Raw genomic sequence first — 19,813 nt, 5'->3', positions numbered from 1 at the left:
TCAGTTTTCAATGTTCATTTTCGATAAATAATTGCTTTTCTATTTTATCATCTTCGTTAACGTTTCGTCAACAAAAAATTAATTTATTTAACAATCACTTAACATCACTTTAATAATATTAAAATATTATTTCCTTTTTTTCAAGTATATTTTTTACACTTTTAAAAATTTATTTAAATAATATTTTGCCGTTTTTGACGACTTTTATATATTATCAATTTGACTATAAAAAGTCAATGGTTTATATAAATTTTTGTAGCAAACTTTTACAACTATATAACAACACATTTGTTGGTCACAAGAAATCATTTTAACACCAATTCAAAAAATTGCAAGAGAAAAAAATGAGTAGAAAACTTTAATTTTCTACTCACGCTTCTAAAAACCTTATTTTTTTGTTTTGTCGATGATTTGTTTTGCCATTGATTGATATATTTTACCTAGTCGATCTTCTGCTTGGTAAATGGATGGTGCGAAATCTTTTGGATTCCATGATGGTTGCTCTAAAGGTAATTGACCTAAAAGCTCAGTTTGCAACTCATCTGCTAATTTTTCTCCGCCACCCTTACCAAATACATACTCTTTATTTCCAGTTTCTTTACTTTCGAAATATGACATGTTTTCTATGACACCTAATATAGAATGTTCTGTATGTTTAGCCATAGCTCCTGCTCTTGCTGCAACAAAAGCTGCAGTTGGATGAGGTGTAGAAACAATGATTTCTTTACTGGATGGTAACATCGTATGTACATCTAAAGCAACATCACCGGTACCTGGTGGTAAATCTAAAAGCAGGTAATCTAAATCTCCCCATCGTACTTCAACAAAAAAGTTAGTTAACATTTTACCTAACATAGGTCCTCTCCATATAACTGGTGCGTTTTCTTCAACAAAAAATGCCATTGAGATTACTTTAACACCATGTCTTTCAACCGGTATAATCTCTTTGCCGTCTACTTCCGGTTTTTTATCTATTCCCATCATATCTGGAACACTAAATCCATATATGTCAGCATCTACGAGTCCAACTTTTTTGCCTTCTCTTGCTAGTGAAACAGCTAAGTTTACAGCTACAGTGGATTTACCAACCCCCCCTTTTCCAGAAGCGATCGCTATAAATTCAACAGGATTGTCTTTTGATAATAACCCTTCTATAGTTTGTGGTTGGTCATCACTGTTACCTCTATATTGTTCAACAACATCAGATGGCAACTCTTCAAATCTTATCCCAACAGTATTCGCACCATTTTCTTTCAGCACTTCCACAATAGCCATTTGTAAATCTAACTGAGGCTGTCCTCCTAACTGAGCCATTGCCACCTTCACACTTACATGTTCTATCTCATCTTTTGTTGTTACCTCTATGATCCCATCTGTCTCCTTTAAAGGAACATTAATAATTGGATCTTTAAGTTCTCCAACAAGTTCTTTAACTTGCTCTATCGTTAACACAAAGCGTCCCCCTCTATTTTATAAATATATCCATTAATATTCTAACAAACATCACTTAATTTTGCTTTAAGTAGTTTACATTTAGTATAAATATAATCTTAGTAATACAAAAGAAGTTAGCTCAATTTGTTTTAATTCTTAACAACTGGAGCTAACCTCTTTATTTTTTAGACCTTTCGCGTGTTAATTTCGTTAACATCCCTGTTTTCCTTTATAAACAACGCTATGCTAAACCCAATGACAACGAATACACTAATAACTATAAATGAGTAGTCCACACCATTAGCAATCGCTTGTCGTTGTAATAGTTCTTTATTTTCTATACCTCTAGCATTCTGAGTATATACTTTTGTTCCTATTGTCATAACAGTTACCATCAAGGCCGTGCCTAGGGAGCCCGCAGTAACACGGCCAAAATTACTTATTGCAGTTCCATGAGAAATCTCTCTTTTTTGAAGTGCATTTATGCCAGCTGTATTTAAAGGCATCATTAAGAGTGAGACTGAAAACATTCTTAAAGCATATACAATAACGAGATACAAATATGAGGTATCGGCGCTTAAAAAACATAACATAATCGAGAAGACAGTCAACAAACTGAAACCAATGATAATTAACGGCCTAGCACCATATTTATCATAAAACTTACCAGTAAATATCGACATGATACCATTAATGATTGCGCCGGGCATGATAACTAAACCCGAAAGAAACGCAGACAATCCTAATGCGTTTTGCACATATAATGGAATTAATAAAGCTGGACCTATCATAGACATCATTACAATCATGGATGTAATTGTAGTTAACGTAAACACTCTGTTTTTGAATACAATTAAGTTTAGTAAAGGATTAGGGACCTGCAATTGTCTTTTAATAAATACCCAGATAATAAATAGGCTGACAAGTAATGAAACAATAACAATTGGACTATCAAAACCTAGATTACCAGCACTACTAAACGCATAAAGCATCAATCCAAACCCAAATGTTGAATAGATTACGGAACGTTTGTCCAATTTCGTATCTTTTGTCGTATTATAACTTTTAATAAATATAGCTCCAAAGATAAAACCAATCAATGATATTCCTACAACAATAATGAACGGCATTCTCCAACTCGACAAGTCAATAACTAGACCTGAAAGGGTTGGACCTATCGCTGGTGCAAATTGAATAACTAGTCCTGCGAGCCCCATTGCAAACCCACGCTCATTTTTGGGAAACAACATAAATAATGTAAATTGCATTAGAGGCATAATGATACCCGCCCCTATAGCTTGAATCACACGTGCTAACATTAAAATACCAAATGAAGGCGCTATGGATGCAATGATTGAACCAAGTAAAAAGATACCCATGGCTATCAAATATAACGGTCTTGTCTTAACTCTATCCATTAAGAAAGCTGTCAGTGGAATCATTACTCCATTTACTAACATAAAACCAGTTACTAACCATTGCGATTTACTTTCGTTAATATGAAGCCCTTTCATTATTTGAGGCAATGCTGTATTTAATAGTGTCTGATTTAATATAGCAATAAAAGCACTGATAATCATAACCGCAACAATCATGTTTCTATTTGTTTTAGACAAATTTTCTACGGACACTTAATCACCTCTCACCACTTATATCATCGACTATTTATTCTGATTAAGATTTTCGCTATCAGGATAAAAGACTTCTTTACATACAAATAACATACCCATAATTACAACAATTACCCAAAAATCAATATCTATATACGCATAATGAATGTGAACTATAAAATAGAATAGTAATGTGGTAACAGTAAATGTTATTAAATGATACGTTATCCCTTGAAAATAAGGGTTGTCTGGTAGTTTTTTCCTAAAATAATCCATCAAATTTTCAATGATAAACAATGTAAAATAACCCAATACGATATAGCTACCATAATAGATTAAGTTATCATAAAAGCTTTTATTATAACCAAAGTATGCTAGATGAAAAAATATAAGGATACGACTTAATCCATATAAACCAAATCCTAAGAATGCAAGAAATATAGCACCTGAAATGATAAATACCGAAAGTACAATAAGCGTCGTAAATAAATACTTTATATATTTCATTGCTTACTGTCCTCCCTCTCATCTAATTTATTTTTTATTTATTTTACATTAACTCTTAATTAAAAAACTGTTTCTTATTTTACCATTATAACAACATACACCAAAATACAAATAAGCAAGTATTAAAATTCACTAAACTTCAATACTTGCTTAATAATTAAAATACATATGACTTTTCATTTTCATTCTAAGAATTGCATTTGTGATTATCTTGTTTATATTGTGTCTGCCAAAGTACAAACAATATAAACAAGATGATAAGACTAAGTATAATCACATTGTGTATCGGTAAATGGATAAATGAAACCGTTAAACCATAAACTGTTCCCATAATTGTAGAGCCGATAGAATTACCTAGACTTTTCGTTAATGTATATAGTGACATCATGCGTTTCATATTCTGAGGTGACGTTTCTTCTTGAGTTATTACACTGTCTTTCGTATACACTGTTCCAAAACTAACACCAGCCAGCAATAAACTAAACGCTATAAATATCGGTGTTTTTGTACCTGCGAATATAAAAATGCCACATATTGTTAAAAGAGTAAAAGCAAATATATACAAACCTTTTCTAGACATTTTTGCTTCTAACCTATTTAAATTAAAATTCAACACTAACCAAGCAAAGGAAATTGGAAAAATAACAAATCCACTCTGCAAGGGAGATAGTCCCAGTTCTTCTTGTAGATATATTGGCATATATAAATTATATCCCATCAGTATCATTGCATATAAAAAATCTGTAGTAAAAACGAGTATGATAGTTTTATTAAATTCTTTAACAGGGAAGAAAGGCGCTGCTACACCCTTTTCATTTTTAATTAATATCATACCCATAATAATTGCTATAATAAATGAAAGACAATTTAAATACCACTGACTGTTATTCATTACTGTAAACATTAAAAAGAAAACAAACAGATAAAATAACATAAGTCCTTTCATATCTAATTTATGTGAAGTTGTCGTCTGTTCATGTTTAAAATGAAACGTAAATACTACCAATAACATGGCGATGATAGCGATAGGTATATTAACGAAAAACAACCAATGCCAAGTAGCTAATTCTAAAATTCCACCACCTAAGACCGGGCCTATAATACTTGATATCCCCCATACACTACCGACAATTCCCATAATTTTATATCTTAAAGGAATTGCAAAAGCAAGCTTAGGGACAATTTGGCTCAAAGCCATCATTATTCCAGCACCCAATCCCTGAATAAAGCGCGAGATAATTAAAATACCAAATGTACTACTTATACCTGAAAAAAAACTTCCAATTGTAAAAAATACTAATCCCAAAAGTGTTATGTATATAATTTTAGTGCGATCCAATAATTCACCTACAATTGGATTAGCAATCACAATTGCTATAAAGTAAACTGAAAATATCAGTGATATTGAACCAGTCACATTTAAATCTTCTTTTATAGTTGGCAATGCTAATGAAACGATTGATGTTTCAATTGCAGACATAAACATAATTAATATTAATGCAACAACAACACCAAATGTTTTTATATTCATATTTAATCTCCTAACACGAAACTTTCATTATCAATCATTACTAAATCACTATTTGTGCCTAAGTTCAATAGGTTTCCAGTAAATTACTTCTTTTGCCCTATAAAAATGACTAAAAAGAAAGCGAGAATTAAAATCAAATGAACCATTTTGATTTATCTCCCGCTTCCCTGATTGGCTGTATTTCTTTAATCTCATTAATCTTATAAAATAATAATGTTTTACATTAAAACGTTCCATCTATTCGATCATTACATAAAATATAAAATAGCTATAAAGTGAAACACAGAAGCTATTAAAATAAATAAATGCCAAATCATGTGAAAATACGGTCGCTCTTTTTGTGCATAGAACCAAGCACCTATCGTATAGGCTATGCCACCCAACAATATGAATAACATAAACTTCAAGCTCGTATCGAAAAGAATTGTAGGTAAAAATATTATCCCAATCCAACCCATCACTAAATACATCGTTAAGCTAAGCTTATGATTTACATGTTTAGCCAATGATTTATAGAGTATGCCCCAAATGGTTATGCCCCATAAAACTATCATTGCTGTCCAACCTATCCAACCACCTACTAACACTAGACATACAGGTGTATAGGTACCGGCAATGGCAATATAAATCATGCTATGATCAATGATTCTAAGTATAAATTTGTGCGACGAATGATTAGGCATTGTATGATATACCGTTGAAGATAAAAACATTAAAAAAATACTTATTACATAGATAGAAACACTAAAAGAACCTAAAATACCATGTGCAAAATAACTTTGTAACGCTGCATACGGTAAAGCACATAAAGTTACAAAGGCAGCGACGCCATGTGATACTGCATTACCAATTTCTTCTCCAAATGTTAATGGTATGATATTTTTAAATGTTTTAGTGACTTTATTACTTTTAACCTCTAATGGTTTAGTCATTAGTGTAATCACCTTTTCTTAGATCCTATTTAAACGTTTTAAATCAGCTGTAGCAGTTTCTACACTATCTTTTCCTTCTTTATTCTTTAACGGAGAAAACTCTTCTTCTCTTGGCACTTGTAATGTAAGAAAACTATTTGCATATTGGAAAATATCAAAATAAAATAATTCAAATTTTAAAGCGGGTTTTTCAATAATTCCAAAATCGTCATCCAATTGTTTAAGCTGTTTTACTGCTAAATGATAAGGCAATTTATTATCTACAGCAGCGTTAATAAATTGTAACTTAAACATATGTATACCAATGTTTGCATTATTTAATTGGTTTGCAGTTTCCGCTTCTAGTTCAGAGTATTCAAGCACGGTATCTTTATCAGCATTTTTAACTAACCTTCCAACACTCTCACCGTGTTTAGGTTGAATCGATTTCGTCGTAATATCCATACTATTTTGGAAAGTGTATCCTGCAAAAAACAAATCTAACACCTTCACTAAAACATTATCAATGTTATTTAAAAAGATATATTCAACACCGTTTTCAGTCATATCTTCAAGATAGCCTGCTTTTTTCAGTGATTTAAATACACCACCGTTACCATTTGGCGTTTCTAAAATAGAACTATCTACATCTAAAATAAGTTTTCCTTCTTCAGATAATGCAACGATATTATCTTGAATAAAGAAATGAACGTGGTTCTTGTCATATCCAAAATAATTTTTTTCTTCAAAAAACAACTGAGTTTGACTATCATTTATTTTACTTGTCATAATGTACCAATCTACATAAACACCCGATTGTTCTTTCAATTCTAGTAATTGACGTGCTTGTAATTCAAATAGGCTCACATCTTCAATCTCAAATGCACCCTTAGGTCCTTTGTATCCTAATCGTGTGCCTTGTCCGCCTGCCATTAAAACTACTGCAAATCTTCCTTTTTTAATAGCTTCTAGGCCAACATGTTCAAATTGTTTAATTTCTTCTTCAGAGAAATTTTCTTTGATATCGTATTTCACTTCATTTACTGAAGATATGTCATCTATTATTTGTTTATTTAAATACAAATCACGATATAAATTTTGAATGTAAGTTAAATCTAATTGATCTACTTGACTAGCTAATTGTTCTTTTTCATTATTACTCATTAATTTTTCAAATTCTATTAGATGTTCTTGGTTAAACTTTTCTAACTCTTTCTTATCTAACATGTCCTCTCTCCTTTATATTCAAAATAGATAAAAAATATATCTTATATCTAATAGGAATATATAATTTCACTATATGCACTTTATATTATTACAAATATAATCACAACCATAATCATCATAAATTTAAAAAGAAATGATTGAAGAATGGTTTGAATAATACGTATAGTGCACCTATTGAAAGCGCGCCTGCTAACGATAAGTCTACTAAGCCACCTGTTTTAAAAACTAAGGGGAATTTAATCGTTAACGGTATTGGATATAATAACTTTACACCTCTAGGCGTTAACATATCTAGTATAACATGTGAAAGCAAACCAAGGATAATTGAAACTAAATAATACTCTGGTGTTTGAATAATATATAAAAGGATACCAATTATAGAAATAAATAATAACGAGTGTGTGAATGTCCTGTGCCCAAACAGTATACGAACAAAAAAACTTAATACTTTGAATCGCCTGCCAATTCTACTCTGCGTGTGACAAATATCAGGTAATAAGCTTGATATAACTGCAAGTGTCATTATTGTTATCGATGTAAATAAATCTGTCTGATAGTATTCTATAGTTAATGCACCTACTAACAAACCGCATGATGTGTGAGTTTTGCCTGTCATGTTCATTGCCCCTTTTCTCGGCTAAATTTTACCATAAAATCCACAATAATGCGAACATACTTTCGTAAAAGATAAATAGTATGACATAATAATCAAAAGTATCACACAATCACTTGAAAACGATTACTTTTTGTTGTATGCTATAGCTATAAATAATTTAAAGGATGTGTTCACGATATGGCAATGACAGTAAAAAAAGATAACAATGAAGTAAGAATTCAATGGAGAGTCGCTGATATTAAGATTCCAACAAGCGAGATTAAAAATGTTTCACAAGATCAAAATATCCATGCAGTTCCAAAATTAGATAGAGATAAAGTTTCACGTATTGGTTCTACATTTGGAAAAACTAATCGTGTTATCATCGATACTGATAACCATGAATACATTATTTACACACAAAATGATCAAAAAGTTTATAATGAAATTACAAAATAGTAGTCACTAAAAGTTAAATTTAGTGAATTTAATTGATTATAAAAAGAAGTGAAATTCTGAAAAATAGGATTTCACTTCTTTTTATATGCAAACACATGAAATAATAAATAAGGGTTTGCAATCAGATAACAGTTTAGTTAAATGCTATACTAAAAATATCAATATGAAAGTAGGTGGAAAATATGTATGTAGTTACTAATCGAATAGATGTTAAGAAAGGGTTTGCTGAAAAGCTAGCTCCGAAATTTACACAAGGTGGAAAAATTCAAGATTTAGATGGCTTTCATCATATTGAAGTATGGTTAATAGACGACGAGACAGATTACGACCAAATGTATGTTAATACGTGGTGGGAAAATGAAGAAGCTTTTAATGGTTGGCTAAAAAGTGATGCTTTTAAAGAGGCGCACAGTCAAAGAAACACTTCTTCACAAGATGAACCATCACCTATTTTAGGAAATAAAATCGTTAAAGCAACTGTTTTAACAAAACTTCACTAATTAAATAAAACACACACATTTACACATATAAGAAACGTTTTAAAGGTCAATCACTTTTAAAATAATTTCAAATATGAGTTTATGTGTGTTTTATTTTGTTTAATTTAATTAAAATAAAGATGGGCCATTAATGCAATAATCGGTAAAGCAATGATTGTTCTAATCAAGAAAATAACAAATAATTTAAAAATACTAACTGGGATTTTAGATCCTAAAATCACGCCACCCACTTCAGATAAATAAATCAACTGCGTAATACTTAAAGCACCAATGACAAACAATGTTATGTCATTTCCAACGCCTTCAATTAAAATAGATGGCAAGAACATGTCAGCAAAACCGATCAAGACAGTTTCTGAAGCTTGTGCAGCTTCTGGAATTTGCAATAACTCTAAATAAGGAACAAAAGGTTTACCTATAATTCCAAATATTGGAGTATAAGTCGCAATGAGCGTAGCTAAAGTTCCAACACTCATCACAACTGGTAATATAACGAACCACATATCTATAACTGTTTTAAAACCAGATTTAAAGAACGATTTGAATCCTGGTGCTTTGATTCCAGTTTCAGTAGCCATGTCAAAACCATGTCTCAAAGCAGTTTTATTTGCAGGTAACTTTTCAGTACGCATTTCCTCAGATACTTCTTTTGAATATTCATCTTTAATCGTACTCAACGGCCATATTCTAGGTAAAATCAAAGCACATACAATACATGATACAATTACTGATAAATAAAAATAAAAGAAATGATTTTGCATATGTACTGTTTCTGCAACTACAATTGCAAAGGTTAATGATACTACACTGAAGGTAGTGGCTATAACTGTCGCTTCACGTCTAGAATAAAAACCACCTTCATACTGTCTACTTGTTATTAAAACACCAACTGTCCCATCACCAATAAATGATGCTAAATTATCCACTGTCGAACGTCCTGGTAATGTGAATAATGGTCTCATGATTGGTCTGAAAATAGGTCCTAATAATTCCAATAAGCCATACTCCATTAATAAAGGTAAAAAAAGCGCAGCAAAGAAAAATACAGATACAAGCGTTGGTAATAAACTTTCAAACACTAAACCACCAGTATCAGCAGAATAAACTGCTTTTGATCCCATTTTTAAATATGTCATCCAGACAAAAATAACGGCTAAAATTCTTAAAATAAGCCAAACAAATTTGACATTAAATGCATTATTCATTAATCCTTCAGGTTGCAATTTGTTTTTTAATACCGTCGAACAGATGATAGATAAAACACCTGAAATAGTTATTATTATTACAATGATTAATGGCATCGCATCACCTAATAAATCTTTTAATAAGCCTGCTAAAAATGCCACTGGTAAAGTCGTTTGCTTTTCGCCATCTTCAGTCACAGTTACAGGAATCAAAAATAGTATAATCCCCAAAACTGACATCAAAATGAATTTTAATCTTCCTTTAATAATTTGTGCTTTACTGTAATCGTCCATTTTGTTCACCCCTTAGGTGTGTATATATTTTTATAAACACTTTAAAAGCAACAGCAATAATTATAACCTATTTTGTATAAATATGTAAATCAAATTTTTATGTCTTTTTAATGTCATTATTTTTTATAGATAATAAAAGGGAGTGGAACAGAAATCTAATTTTATAAAATAGATTTCGTCGTCCCACCCCGGCAAGCATGACTAGAATTGAAAAAATTATAAATTAATTACTTGAGCTGTCGCTCATGCATAAGTCCCTTTAACTCGATAAAAAATGAAGTGGACTTTTATTTTCAGCTCAGTCATTTACTGTCAATATGCAATGAGGCTAATACGAATCTATTGTGTCTCAGCCTCTACTTTAAATGAAAGCGTTTTCTTTTTCAATCTTTTATATATTAAATTTATAATTTTCTTAATAAAAACAGAAAATAAGGCACACCAACAATAGCGACGATAACACCAACTGGAATATCAATTGGCGGGTGAATACCTCTTGCTAGGCTGTCACTTATCATTAAAATTAAAGCGCCTAACAAACCAGACATAAATGTAATATGTTTGTGCTTGTGACCAACTAACTGTCTAGCCATATGAGGTGCAATAAGTCCTAAAAAGCTTAGACCCCCAACAACAGATATTGAAGCGCCTGCTAGAATAACAGCTAAAAATAAAAGTATTGCCTTTACTTTTTTCACTTTTGCTCCGAGTGCAATCGCTATATCATCACCTAATGTTAAAATATCTAGTTGATGACAATAATAAAATATCACTGGTAATGCAACAATAAACCAAGGTAATATCACCCACACATTTGACATACTATGACCATATAAGCTACCTGTCAGCCAAACTAATGCCGTATTAGCATCAAGTGGGTTACGTATGAGCATATATTGCACGATTGCTGTACATATCGCACCTATCGCTAAACCAATTAGCGCTAACTTAGAACCTTTTACATTAAATTTTGATATTAATATAGTTAAAATCATACTGATAATTAATGCACCTGCAAAAGAGCCAAACGGCAATATGAATAAAGGCGCTGATGGAAATAACATGATAATTGTAACAGCAGATAAACTTGCACCTTTGGTAATACCAATCACATCAGGGGAAGCTAGAGCATTTCTTACAACGCCCTGTATTAATGCGCCAGAAATGGCAAGGCTACTACCTACAATTAATGCTAAAAACATTCTTGGTGCTCTATATTCGTTAATAATAAAATTATTTTGTGTAAAAAGGCTACTTACTGCTTCAAACGGATTGATGAATACAGCACCTATCGAAAGAGACGCAATCGACGCAATCAATAACAATACTGTGACAAGCGAATATCGAAATATGAATGGTCTCATCATAGCCTTCTCACCCCTTTTATTGTAAATGGTAAGAAATAAAAAGCACCTATAAATGACGTTACTATGCCTACAGGTGATTCAAAAGGAAAGGCAATCAATCTGCTTAAAACGTCAGATAATAATAATAAATTTGCGCCGATAATCATTGTTAAAGGAACCATTAATCTATAATCTGTTTGAATATAATGTTTAACGATATGCGGTACAATCAAACCTACAAAACCGATTGGACCTGCTATTGAAACAGAAGTACCTGCCAGTACAATAACTAAGATACCAATAATCATTCTTATTAATTTAACATTTTGGCCTAATGAAGTTGCTAAATCTTCACCTAATTCCATGATTGTCAATTGTTTAGAAATGATAATTGTACAAATAAATGCAAGTATCAACCACGGCAAGATACCTAAAACTTGCGTCCATGTAATCGACGATAAAGAACCTACTAACCAAAACATTACCGTTGATGTAGCATCTTCATTTAATAAGATAATGCCTTGTGTCATGCTTGAAAAAAATAAATGGATAGCCATTCCAGCAAGCGCTAACTTAATGGGTGTCATCCCTTTTGTTGAGCCAGATAATGCATAAACCGTAAGCCCTCCTATAAATGCACCTATAAAAGCGAATATCGTGGCATAAGTCGACAATGAAGGCATGATCATAGTAATCAATACAATAACGAAAGATGCGCCAGAATTTACACCAAATATTTGAGGAGAAGCCAATGGATTTCTAGTCATTGCTTGCATTAACAATCCTGCTAACCCTAGCGCTGCACCTATGAATAATCCTGCTAACATTCTTGGGATTCGTACATTATGTATTAAAAATGTTTGTTTAGTATGTGAATGTGTTAAAAAATAATCATTAAAATCATTTAATGTAATATGAGATGCTCCTACACTTAAGTTAAAATAAATAATCACAAAAAGCGCACACACACTCACAATAAATGTGAGTGCTGTGCGTTTATTATGTTTCTTATCTTCAGTTTTGGTTTGGTTAATGCTATTAGACTTAGTCATTTACCGTTCACCTTACTTTTGTTGTTTATCATTTTTTTCATCTTTTGAAATCTCTACTAATTGTTTAGCTATCTCTTCAGAAGAAATGATGCCTCGTGCACGAGCCCAAGTATTTCTATCTACAACTGCAATTCTATCATTTTTAACAGCATCTAAACTTTGCCAAACTGGTTCTTCTTCTTGTTTTTTCAAGTTTGGATCATTTTTTCCCTTGTCCACCATGATAAACATGCGTCCTGGATTAATATCTGAAAGCACTTCTGAATTTAGTTGTAAATATGGTCCTTTCAAATATTTAGATAGGTTATCTGTTTCAGTTTTATTAAGCGCGTTGTTAAAGCCTAATTCTTTCAATAATTCACCAACATATGTGTTTTCTGGATGTGCGAGCAAACCAGATTTGGCAATGACTGTCGCTAATACTGGTTGTGATTTATCCATTGTTATTTCTTTCTTGTATTTATCCATTAACTCATTATGTTTTTTTAGTCTCTCTTTTCCTTTATCTTCTTCACCTGTAGCTTTAGCAATTGTTTTAAAAGCATCTAGGTTATCTTTATAATCACTATCAAAGCTTGGTAACAGAATCGTTGGGGCAATTTTTTCTAAATCTTTTTGTATACCCTTATGTCTGTTGCTATCTGCAATAATTAAATCTGGTTTCTGATTACTAATTTCTTCCAAATTTGGTTGTTTACGTGCACCCACTGATTGATAATCACCTATTTTTTCACGAATCGGTGCTAAAATCCTCTCTTTTTTTCCATCATCTGCCACACCAACCGGTTTAATATCTAATGCAGCCAATGCATCAACAAATGAAAACTCAAGTGCAACTACACGTTTAGGTTTTTTATCAATGTTCGTTGTTCCCCCATCATGCTTTATCGTTGTGCCGTTTTTACTTTTGTCGTCATTTTTAGATTGGTCAGAACCATTGTCACTAACCTTACCGCAAGCCGCTAGCAAGATAAGCGTTACTGTAATTAATAACAGACCCATCCATTTAGATCTTTGCTTCATCGTTTTCACTCCTTAGATATGTATCATTACACATCTAATTTTATTGATAACGATTCTCAATGTCAATAATTTTTTTATTAAAACTTGATAAAAATCAAATTTTATTCAATATTCCCTTAATTTGGGGATAACACATTTTTTCAATGATATCATCACGCTTATAGTCTTTTGGTAAATTAGCCACAAACATACTTTGCGCTAAAGCTTTGTAACCTAGGCTAAACTGAATTTTATCTCCAATATGATAATGTTCATTATTTAACAAATCTATCATAAGGTGATCGCTCGTTGCACCCAAAACTTTCACTTGATGATGTAATGGTTGAATATCGTTGACGTCTGTGTCTAAATTTCCTATATCTACAATTGCTTGTAAATAATGTTGACCATCATTTACGTTAATACGTGGCTTAATTTCCACAATTTCTGTCTCTAAAATGATGGCATTTTGATATAAAGTATCAAATGAATGATTCGTCGTCGTTTCAATGCCTCTAAATAAAGTTTCTCCGATCCTTAATTCGTTAATTTTCCCTAAGTCATTATAAAGCATTTGTAATAGCATACTAGAGTTGCCACCTGAGATAACATCGAATTGCATATGCATGACTTCCTCGATTGAAGTTATAAATTGATTAATCAGCTTAACATCTTCTTCAGTCGGAGCAATTGCATTAAAACACATAAAATTAAAAGCCAATCCTTTAAGATAGATATGATGCATGTTAATAATTTCTTTAATATAATCAATCACATCGTAAGTCAACACACCTTCTCTAGCATCTTTCCAATCAACCATTAACAATATATTATGTTTCGCATCATAATTACTTGCGATTTCATTGATTTGTCGTATTGTTGCCAATTCAGTTTGAATACTCGTGTCAACGTAATGAACTAAATTTTCTAATTCATTACGGTTACTATTTCTAATTAATGTATAAGACATTGCTTTATCTGTACTTTTTTGAATATTACTGATTCTTGCGTCTGCAACATGTGTAATGCCAATATTTTTAAACATTTCAACGATTTTTTCATCGCCAGCCACACATTTAATCACAGGTGTAAAATCAATATGGTGCTGATTTAAAAGCGCACTTAAAGTCATGGCATTGTACTTAATTTTAGAAAGATTTACTTTGATCTTTGCCATAATTACACCTCTTTACTTAAAGGGTTATCTAAATCTACAGTTAAATAATTTTTAACCTTACCTTCCATTCTCATGCGTAACAATGCTTTTACATTAATCTTGGATCCAAATAAGGTTTGTCGTAATATTTGCGCATGTGCTTTTTGAGGGTCAATAGATTGTTCAACAGCTTCACGCACAAGTTCAAATAATTCATCTGCTTCAATATCTTCATATTGTGTAAAATGATGGATTAGTTCTGACATTTGATTTTGAATGACTGCATGTTGGAATTTTGCGATTACCGCTTCAATATTTTCAGCTATTAAACTTTTATTAGTAATATTAATGTTAGGTAATCGGCCCCTCAACGTATTTAAATCAATCCTTGAGCCTCCTAAATCTCTAATCAAAAATTCCATTTTAAATTCTTGATCCAAATGAACAATGGTATTTTGCATATGTGCTTCTAAAGCAATACCATAATCTTGGATATACGCTATTAATGGTTTTATAAGCGTTAATGCATAATTACTAATAAATGTTTTAATTGAAGCTTTGCTTACTTTTAAACCAAGCCATTCTATATAACTATCAACAATAATTTGATTATCTACAGGGTTTCTGTTGACTAAACTTCCTGTTACTATCGTGAGACCAGTGTTTGAAATTTGTGGCTGATAGCGCACGATACAAGCTAATTGTCGTGCGCTATCTTCATCTGTATCAGCATGTAAACCATAGGGCTCCATAGCGACTTTCAATTGAGGATATACATCCATCATATCTTGTAACTCATAACTTAATTTCGGGCCATCAACGGTGGTTACTGATGAAACAGTTCTCACTGCACTTGTCGCCTGTACATTGATTGGTAACTTGACATGAAAAGATTTATCGAGCAAATCCATTGTTCTAAAAGACAATGTTGCTTTGGATTCTATGTCAAAAGGCGTCGCTAAAAGACGTTGTGTTTCTATCCAATGACCAAATTGTTGTGGAATAACATTTTCATATTGCCATGGATGTACAAGTATAATGCGATAATCTGCTAATTCTAAATCATGTGAAGCTAGAAATACTTTTACTTTATCTTTATATTCAGGAATGACTTGATTGATGATATATTGTTCATCACCTTCCATCGCAGTTGCTATACAAAATTGTTTATGAATAAGCATAATTTTCAATGGAATAATTTTTTCAAATTCCGGCGCATATAATTTAACTTCTTCTTTCGTTAATGGCAGCTTTGTTTTAGTTAAAGGATGCGTAGGATGGCCTTCCTCTACAAGACTTTCAGAATAAATTAAATCATTTACACCATTATTTTCTTTCATATGTTGAAGCCATGTAAAAAAGTTGATGGTCCTAGGCATTCTTGAAAATTTCAAACTATCGCGAATGTTAGATTGTCTATGCTTAAAATTTTCATAACTCATCGCTAAACCTTCTCGGCTTGATTGTAACTCTGCAGTTAGTCTAGCGCTAATAGGAATATCAAATTGATTTGTTAATATTTCAAGTAATTGTTCCAAAGTTTTAATAGTGACACTTGCATCACCTTTAATATAACGTAGCTCACCCTCAAAAACATAACGCATTAACGGACTCTTTCTGATATAGTTAACAGCTAATGCTTGTCCTTTATATTGTAGTTCTACGCAGTTATCAAAAGATTTAAAAAACATTTTCTCTGGAAAAATATGTTCTTTAAGAATCGCATTAAACATGCGATATTGAATATTTAAATCTGCTGATTTCCATAAATGATGCATCATACAACATTGCCTCCGTTTCTTCTTTGTCTGTTAATCATGCCAAATATTAATGCAATCGTTAAGGTGCTTAATCCCATAATTATAAATGTTTCAATAACACCTATATATTCTGTTAAAAAACTCATGATCATAGCACCTAAAGGAATCATCCCCCTATCCATCATTACAACACTTAATACCTTCCCTCGATGCTCTGATTTAACACGATGTTGAAAATAAATCCTATTGGTTGTACGCGCCCATTGACTGAACAGACCGATTAAGAATATTGAAATAAAAAATAATATCGTATTCTGGCTAATACTGCCTAACAAAGAGACGCCAAATAATATCGAACTATAATAATACATCTTCACCATAGGAATATTTTCTAATAAATTAGGTAAAATCATCGTCGCAATAATTCCACCTATTGCGCAACATGTCATCGCTGTCCCAAACATCGTGACTTGTTCAGGGAACGTCTTATCTGTTAAAACTGGTAATAGTGAAGTATATGTAAAACCACTAGCCATGATAAACAAAGATGTTACAAATATCCTTGTACCCACGCTATTATCCTTAAAATATTCAAACACAAATTTAATACTCATTTGTTTTTCCACTTCATTATAATGCGGTTGTTCAAACTTTAGAGGCAAACATAGTATCAGAGATATTAAGTAACATATCGCTTGTATACTGAAACTTATTTGTGCGTTATAGTTTGCCATTACTAAACCAGCTATAGCAGGACCTATTGATCGACAAATATTAATAATAAATGAATGGTACGAAACCACCTGAGTTGTTGTTAAGCGTTTCGACAAATCTGGTAGCACAGATTGACGTACTGGTGTTTCTATTGCACTCATCATACCTCTACCCAAAGAATATAATAAAAATACTACAATCGGTATATCCCAATCTTGAAAGATTAAGACACACAGTAAAGTGGTAAGTAGAAAAGAGGAAGAGATAGTTATTTTCAGTAGTTTCCCCCTATTATATCGATCTGCTATTGCACCAGCCCATACACTTATGAGCAAAATAGGTACAAGGCGGAAAAAATTAATCAGTCCAAGATAAATTGCGTTATGATATAACGAATACACATACCAATTTAAAGTGATATGTCCAATCCAATTTCCTAAAAACAATAGGAAAGAACTTGAAAAAAAGTACTTTGCCATATTTTCACCCGACTTTTTAATTGATAATAATTATCATTATCGATATTATGGATTATACAAATATCCTATACTTTTGTAAAATAATATTTAGAGGTGCTTTATGAATTCAAAAAGTATTAACAACAATTTATCAAATAAAATGAACAATGATGAACAACATGCATTTGATTATTTATTATCAATCAATGAACAATGGGCACAATTGTTTTTAAATATGCTTTTAGAAAGTCGAGATAAAATATCTCAAAGATTAATTTCTTCATTACATAGAGAAAATTTAATAGACAGTCGGAGTTACAGTAAGATTATTTCTAACCAAGATTTGAACATTGTGCACTTACCAGCAAACAGCAAATTGTTATCCATTGCGTTTCCGAAAGTTAATAAGACGCTATATGCAACGATTACAGGAAATCATGCATTTGATCGTCTAGACGTTCAAGGACCATTTTATATTGAAGACAACGGAAATTACAATAGAGTCCAACATCCAAATGAAATATTAAATATTATTTTAACGATATCACCAGAGCTAGATAATGAAGCTAGTACACAATTTTATGAAGATTTGAACAACAGTGTCACAAATATGGCCATTGCATTAAGTTATCAAGCATATACATTAGAAAACAATAAAAAAAGCTTATATGAATTAATCATGAATGCAGAGGACAGTTATTTGAGTTCTGAACAGTTTGTTATTGAAGGTCACCCAATTCATCCGGGTGCTAAATTACGTAAAGGAATGACACCAGAAACTGTAATTAATTATTCAGCCGAATTTGGTAATGCCATATCCTTACAATTTATTTTAATACATAAATCAATAGCAAAAGCTCAGACTTATATTGAAGAAGAAAATGATTTACTTTTTAGATTGTTTGAAGGGTTAGAAGCAGCTGTTATGAATCATGTTGGTCATGATCAAGTTAATCAATATTACGTTATGGTCGTCCATCCATGGCAATACGACCATATCTTATTACAAGAATATAAAGAAGAATTAAAAACAAATCGATTGATACCAATTGATTATCAACAATCTTATTACGCAGGATTATCATTTAGAACTTTAATGCCCAAATATCCTAAAACGTCACCTCATATCAAGTTATCAACCAATGTTCATATTACTGGTGAGATTAGAACATTATCTGAGCAAACTACAATAAATGGTCCACAAGTAACACATATCCTTAATGATATAAAACAAAAAGATTCATTATTTAAGCATATAAACGCTGATACAATAGATGAACTTGCTGGTATTCATTTTTATAATTCATTGGACAAAGTCACTACCAGAACTAAAAGAAGTGAACAACTAGGTACATTATTTAGAACCAATATTTATCATTTAATTAAAAATGAAACTACACCTATCATCCCTTCAGCGTTAGTTAGTTCAACTATATATAATAATGAACCATTAATTGTTTCGTTAATTAACAAATATAAAGAAAAAAATAAGTTTCCGACCTTTGAAATCGCTGCTTTATCTTGGATAAATCAATACGGTCAAGCCTTAATAGATATCACGATTCCTCTATATGTGAAATACGGTATCGCCCTTGAAGCACATTTACAAAATTCAATCGCTACATTTAGTGAAGATGGACGATTAGATAGGCTTTATATACGTGATTTTGAGGGGTTACGTATCGATCGCATACGCTTGAATAAGATGGGTTATAGTACTGCAAGTTTTCATGAAAAATCTTTAATTTTATCTGATCAACCTCAAACAGTATTTAATAAAGTCTTTTATTCAAGTATTCAAAATCATCTCGGTGAATTAATTGTCAGTATTACAAAATCAAGTGAAGATTCTAATTTTGAAAAGCAACTTTGGCAATTGATTCGAGATATTTTAATTGCTAAATTAAATGATACTGCAAACGATATAGATGACCAACAACGCGTGAAAAATATAAAATCAATCCTATTGGCACCCAAAATAGATTATAAATGTGTTACAACCATGCGTCTGACTGATGAAGCGGATTACTATACCTATATTAAAGTTGACAATCCTTTACATCAGAAATAAAT

Annotated in this window: 17 protein-coding genes; 3 read left to right on the top strand and 14 right to left on the bottom strand. The window is 31.6% G+C overall.

From position 1 onward, the window contains the following. Positions 1-387: 387 nt before the first annotated feature. The 7 genes from KA830_RS02660 to KA830_RS02630 form a co-directional block, all read right to left on the bottom strand. The gene (locus KA830_RS02660; RefSeq protein WP_046208387.1) at positions 388-1,452 is read right to left on the bottom strand and encodes an Mrp/NBP35 family ATP-binding protein; all 1,065 of its coding nucleotides are present in this window, start codon (positions 1,450-1,452) and stop codon (positions 388-390) included. A 167-nt stretch (positions 1,453-1,619) separates the two neighbouring features. After that, the gene (locus KA830_RS02655; protein ID WP_107365407.1) at positions 1,620-3,065 is read right to left on the bottom strand and encodes an MDR family MFS transporter; all 1,446 of its coding nucleotides are present in this window, start codon (positions 3,063-3,065) and stop codon (positions 1,620-1,622) included. Between the two features lie 30 nt (positions 3,066-3,095). Further along, the gene (locus KA830_RS02650; protein WP_046208389.1) at positions 3,096-3,551 is read right to left on the bottom strand and encodes a SepA family multidrug efflux transporter; all 456 of its coding nucleotides are present in this window, start codon (positions 3,549-3,551) and stop codon (positions 3,096-3,098) included. Between the two features lie 187 nt (positions 3,552-3,738). Next, positions 3,739-5,082 carry a multidrug efflux MFS transporter SdrM gene (gene sdrM / locus KA830_RS02645; protein ID WP_103161352.1) on the bottom strand — a complete coding sequence of 448 codons (1,344 nt, stop codon included), beginning with the start codon at positions 5,080-5,082 and terminating at the stop codon, positions 3,739-3,741. A 248-nt stretch (positions 5,083-5,330) separates the two neighbouring features. Continuing rightward, the gene (gene trhA / locus KA830_RS02640; protein ID WP_046208391.1) at positions 5,331-6,014 is read right to left on the bottom strand and encodes a PAQR family membrane homeostasis protein TrhA; all 684 of its coding nucleotides are present in this window, start codon (positions 6,012-6,014) and stop codon (positions 5,331-5,333) included. A gap of 18 nt (positions 6,015-6,032) precedes the next feature. Continuing rightward, entirely contained in the window at positions 6,033-7,220 is a 1,188-nt protein-coding gene (locus KA830_RS02635) for a UTP--glucose-1-phosphate uridylyltransferase (RefSeq protein WP_046208392.1), read from the bottom strand. A gap of 115 nt (positions 7,221-7,335) precedes the next feature. Continuing rightward, the gene (locus KA830_RS02630; protein ID WP_046208393.1) at positions 7,336-7,836 is read right to left on the bottom strand and encodes a metal-dependent hydrolase; all 501 of its coding nucleotides are present in this window, start codon (positions 7,834-7,836) and stop codon (positions 7,336-7,338) included. A gap of 177 nt (positions 7,837-8,013) precedes the next feature. Between KA830_RS02630 and KA830_RS02625 the strand changes: the two genes are divergently transcribed. Beyond that, on the top strand, positions 8,014-8,274 hold the full coding sequence (locus tag KA830_RS02625) for a SunI/YnzG family protein (protein ID WP_046208394.1): 261 nt from the start codon (positions 8,014-8,016) through the stop codon (positions 8,272-8,274). Positions 8,275-8,456: 182 nt separating this feature from the next. Next, positions 8,457-8,774, top strand: coding sequence for a heme oxygenase (locus tag KA830_RS02620; protein WP_046208395.1), 318 nt, complete (start codon positions 8,457-8,459; stop codon positions 8,772-8,774). A gap of 104 nt (positions 8,775-8,878) precedes the next feature. Here the strand turns inward: KA830_RS02620 and KA830_RS02615 are convergent, their stop codons facing one another. The 7 genes from KA830_RS02615 to KA830_RS02585 all read right to left on the bottom strand — a co-directional run bounded on the left by KA830_RS02615 (position 8,879) and on the right by KA830_RS02585 (position 17,761). Then, on the bottom strand, positions 8,879-10,252 hold the full coding sequence (locus KA830_RS02615; protein WP_046208396.1) for a YjiH family protein: 1,374 nt from the start codon (positions 10,250-10,252) through the stop codon (positions 8,879-8,881). Between the two features lie 404 nt (positions 10,253-10,656). After that, positions 10,657-11,619 (bottom strand): FecCD family ABC transporter permease, encoded by a 963-nt coding sequence (locus tag KA830_RS02610; protein WP_046208397.1) that lies wholly within the window; start codon positions 11,617-11,619, stop codon positions 10,657-10,659. Continuing rightward, on the bottom strand, positions 11,616-12,650 hold the full coding sequence (locus tag KA830_RS02605) for a FecCD family ABC transporter permease (protein WP_204180274.1): 1,035 nt from the start codon (positions 12,648-12,650) through the stop codon (positions 11,616-11,618). Before KA830_RS02605 ends, KA830_RS02610 begins: the two co-directional genes overlap by 4 nt. Before the next feature lie 12 nt (positions 12,651-12,662). Next, on the bottom strand, positions 12,663-13,673 hold the full coding sequence (locus KA830_RS02600) for an ABC transporter substrate-binding protein (protein ID WP_210134065.1): 1,011 nt from the start codon (positions 13,671-13,673) through the stop codon (positions 12,663-12,665). A gap of 94 nt (positions 13,674-13,767) precedes the next feature. Continuing rightward, entirely contained in the window at positions 13,768-14,829 is a 1,062-nt protein-coding gene (locus KA830_RS02595) for an alanine racemase (RefSeq protein WP_204180273.1), read from the bottom strand. 2 nt (positions 14,830-14,831) lie between these two features. Beyond that, positions 14,832-16,589, bottom strand: a complete 1,758-nt coding sequence (locus KA830_RS02590; RefSeq protein WP_210122908.1) for an IucA/IucC family protein — start codon at positions 16,587-16,589, stop codon at positions 14,832-14,834. Then, on the bottom strand, positions 16,586-17,761 hold the full coding sequence (locus tag KA830_RS02585; RefSeq protein WP_064209393.1) for an MFS transporter: 1,176 nt from the start codon (positions 17,759-17,761) through the stop codon (positions 16,586-16,588). The genes KA830_RS02590 and KA830_RS02585 overlap by 4 nt, the downstream gene beginning before the upstream one ends. Before the next feature lie 100 nt (positions 17,762-17,861). Between KA830_RS02585 and KA830_RS02580 the strand changes: the two genes are divergently transcribed. Beyond that, complete coding sequence (locus KA830_RS02580; protein WP_204180271.1) at positions 17,862-19,811, top strand: IucA/IucC family protein; 1,950 nt, start codon at positions 17,862-17,864, stop codon at positions 19,809-19,811. Positions 19,812-19,813 lie beyond the last annotated feature (2 nt).

The sequence above is a fragment of the Staphylococcus sp. GDY8P119P genome (genome assembly GCF_017892075.1).
Lineage (GTDB): Bacteria > Bacillota > Bacilli > Staphylococcales > Staphylococcaceae > Staphylococcus > Staphylococcus ureilyticus.
This window is presented reverse-complemented; position numbering and strand designations above follow the sequence as displayed.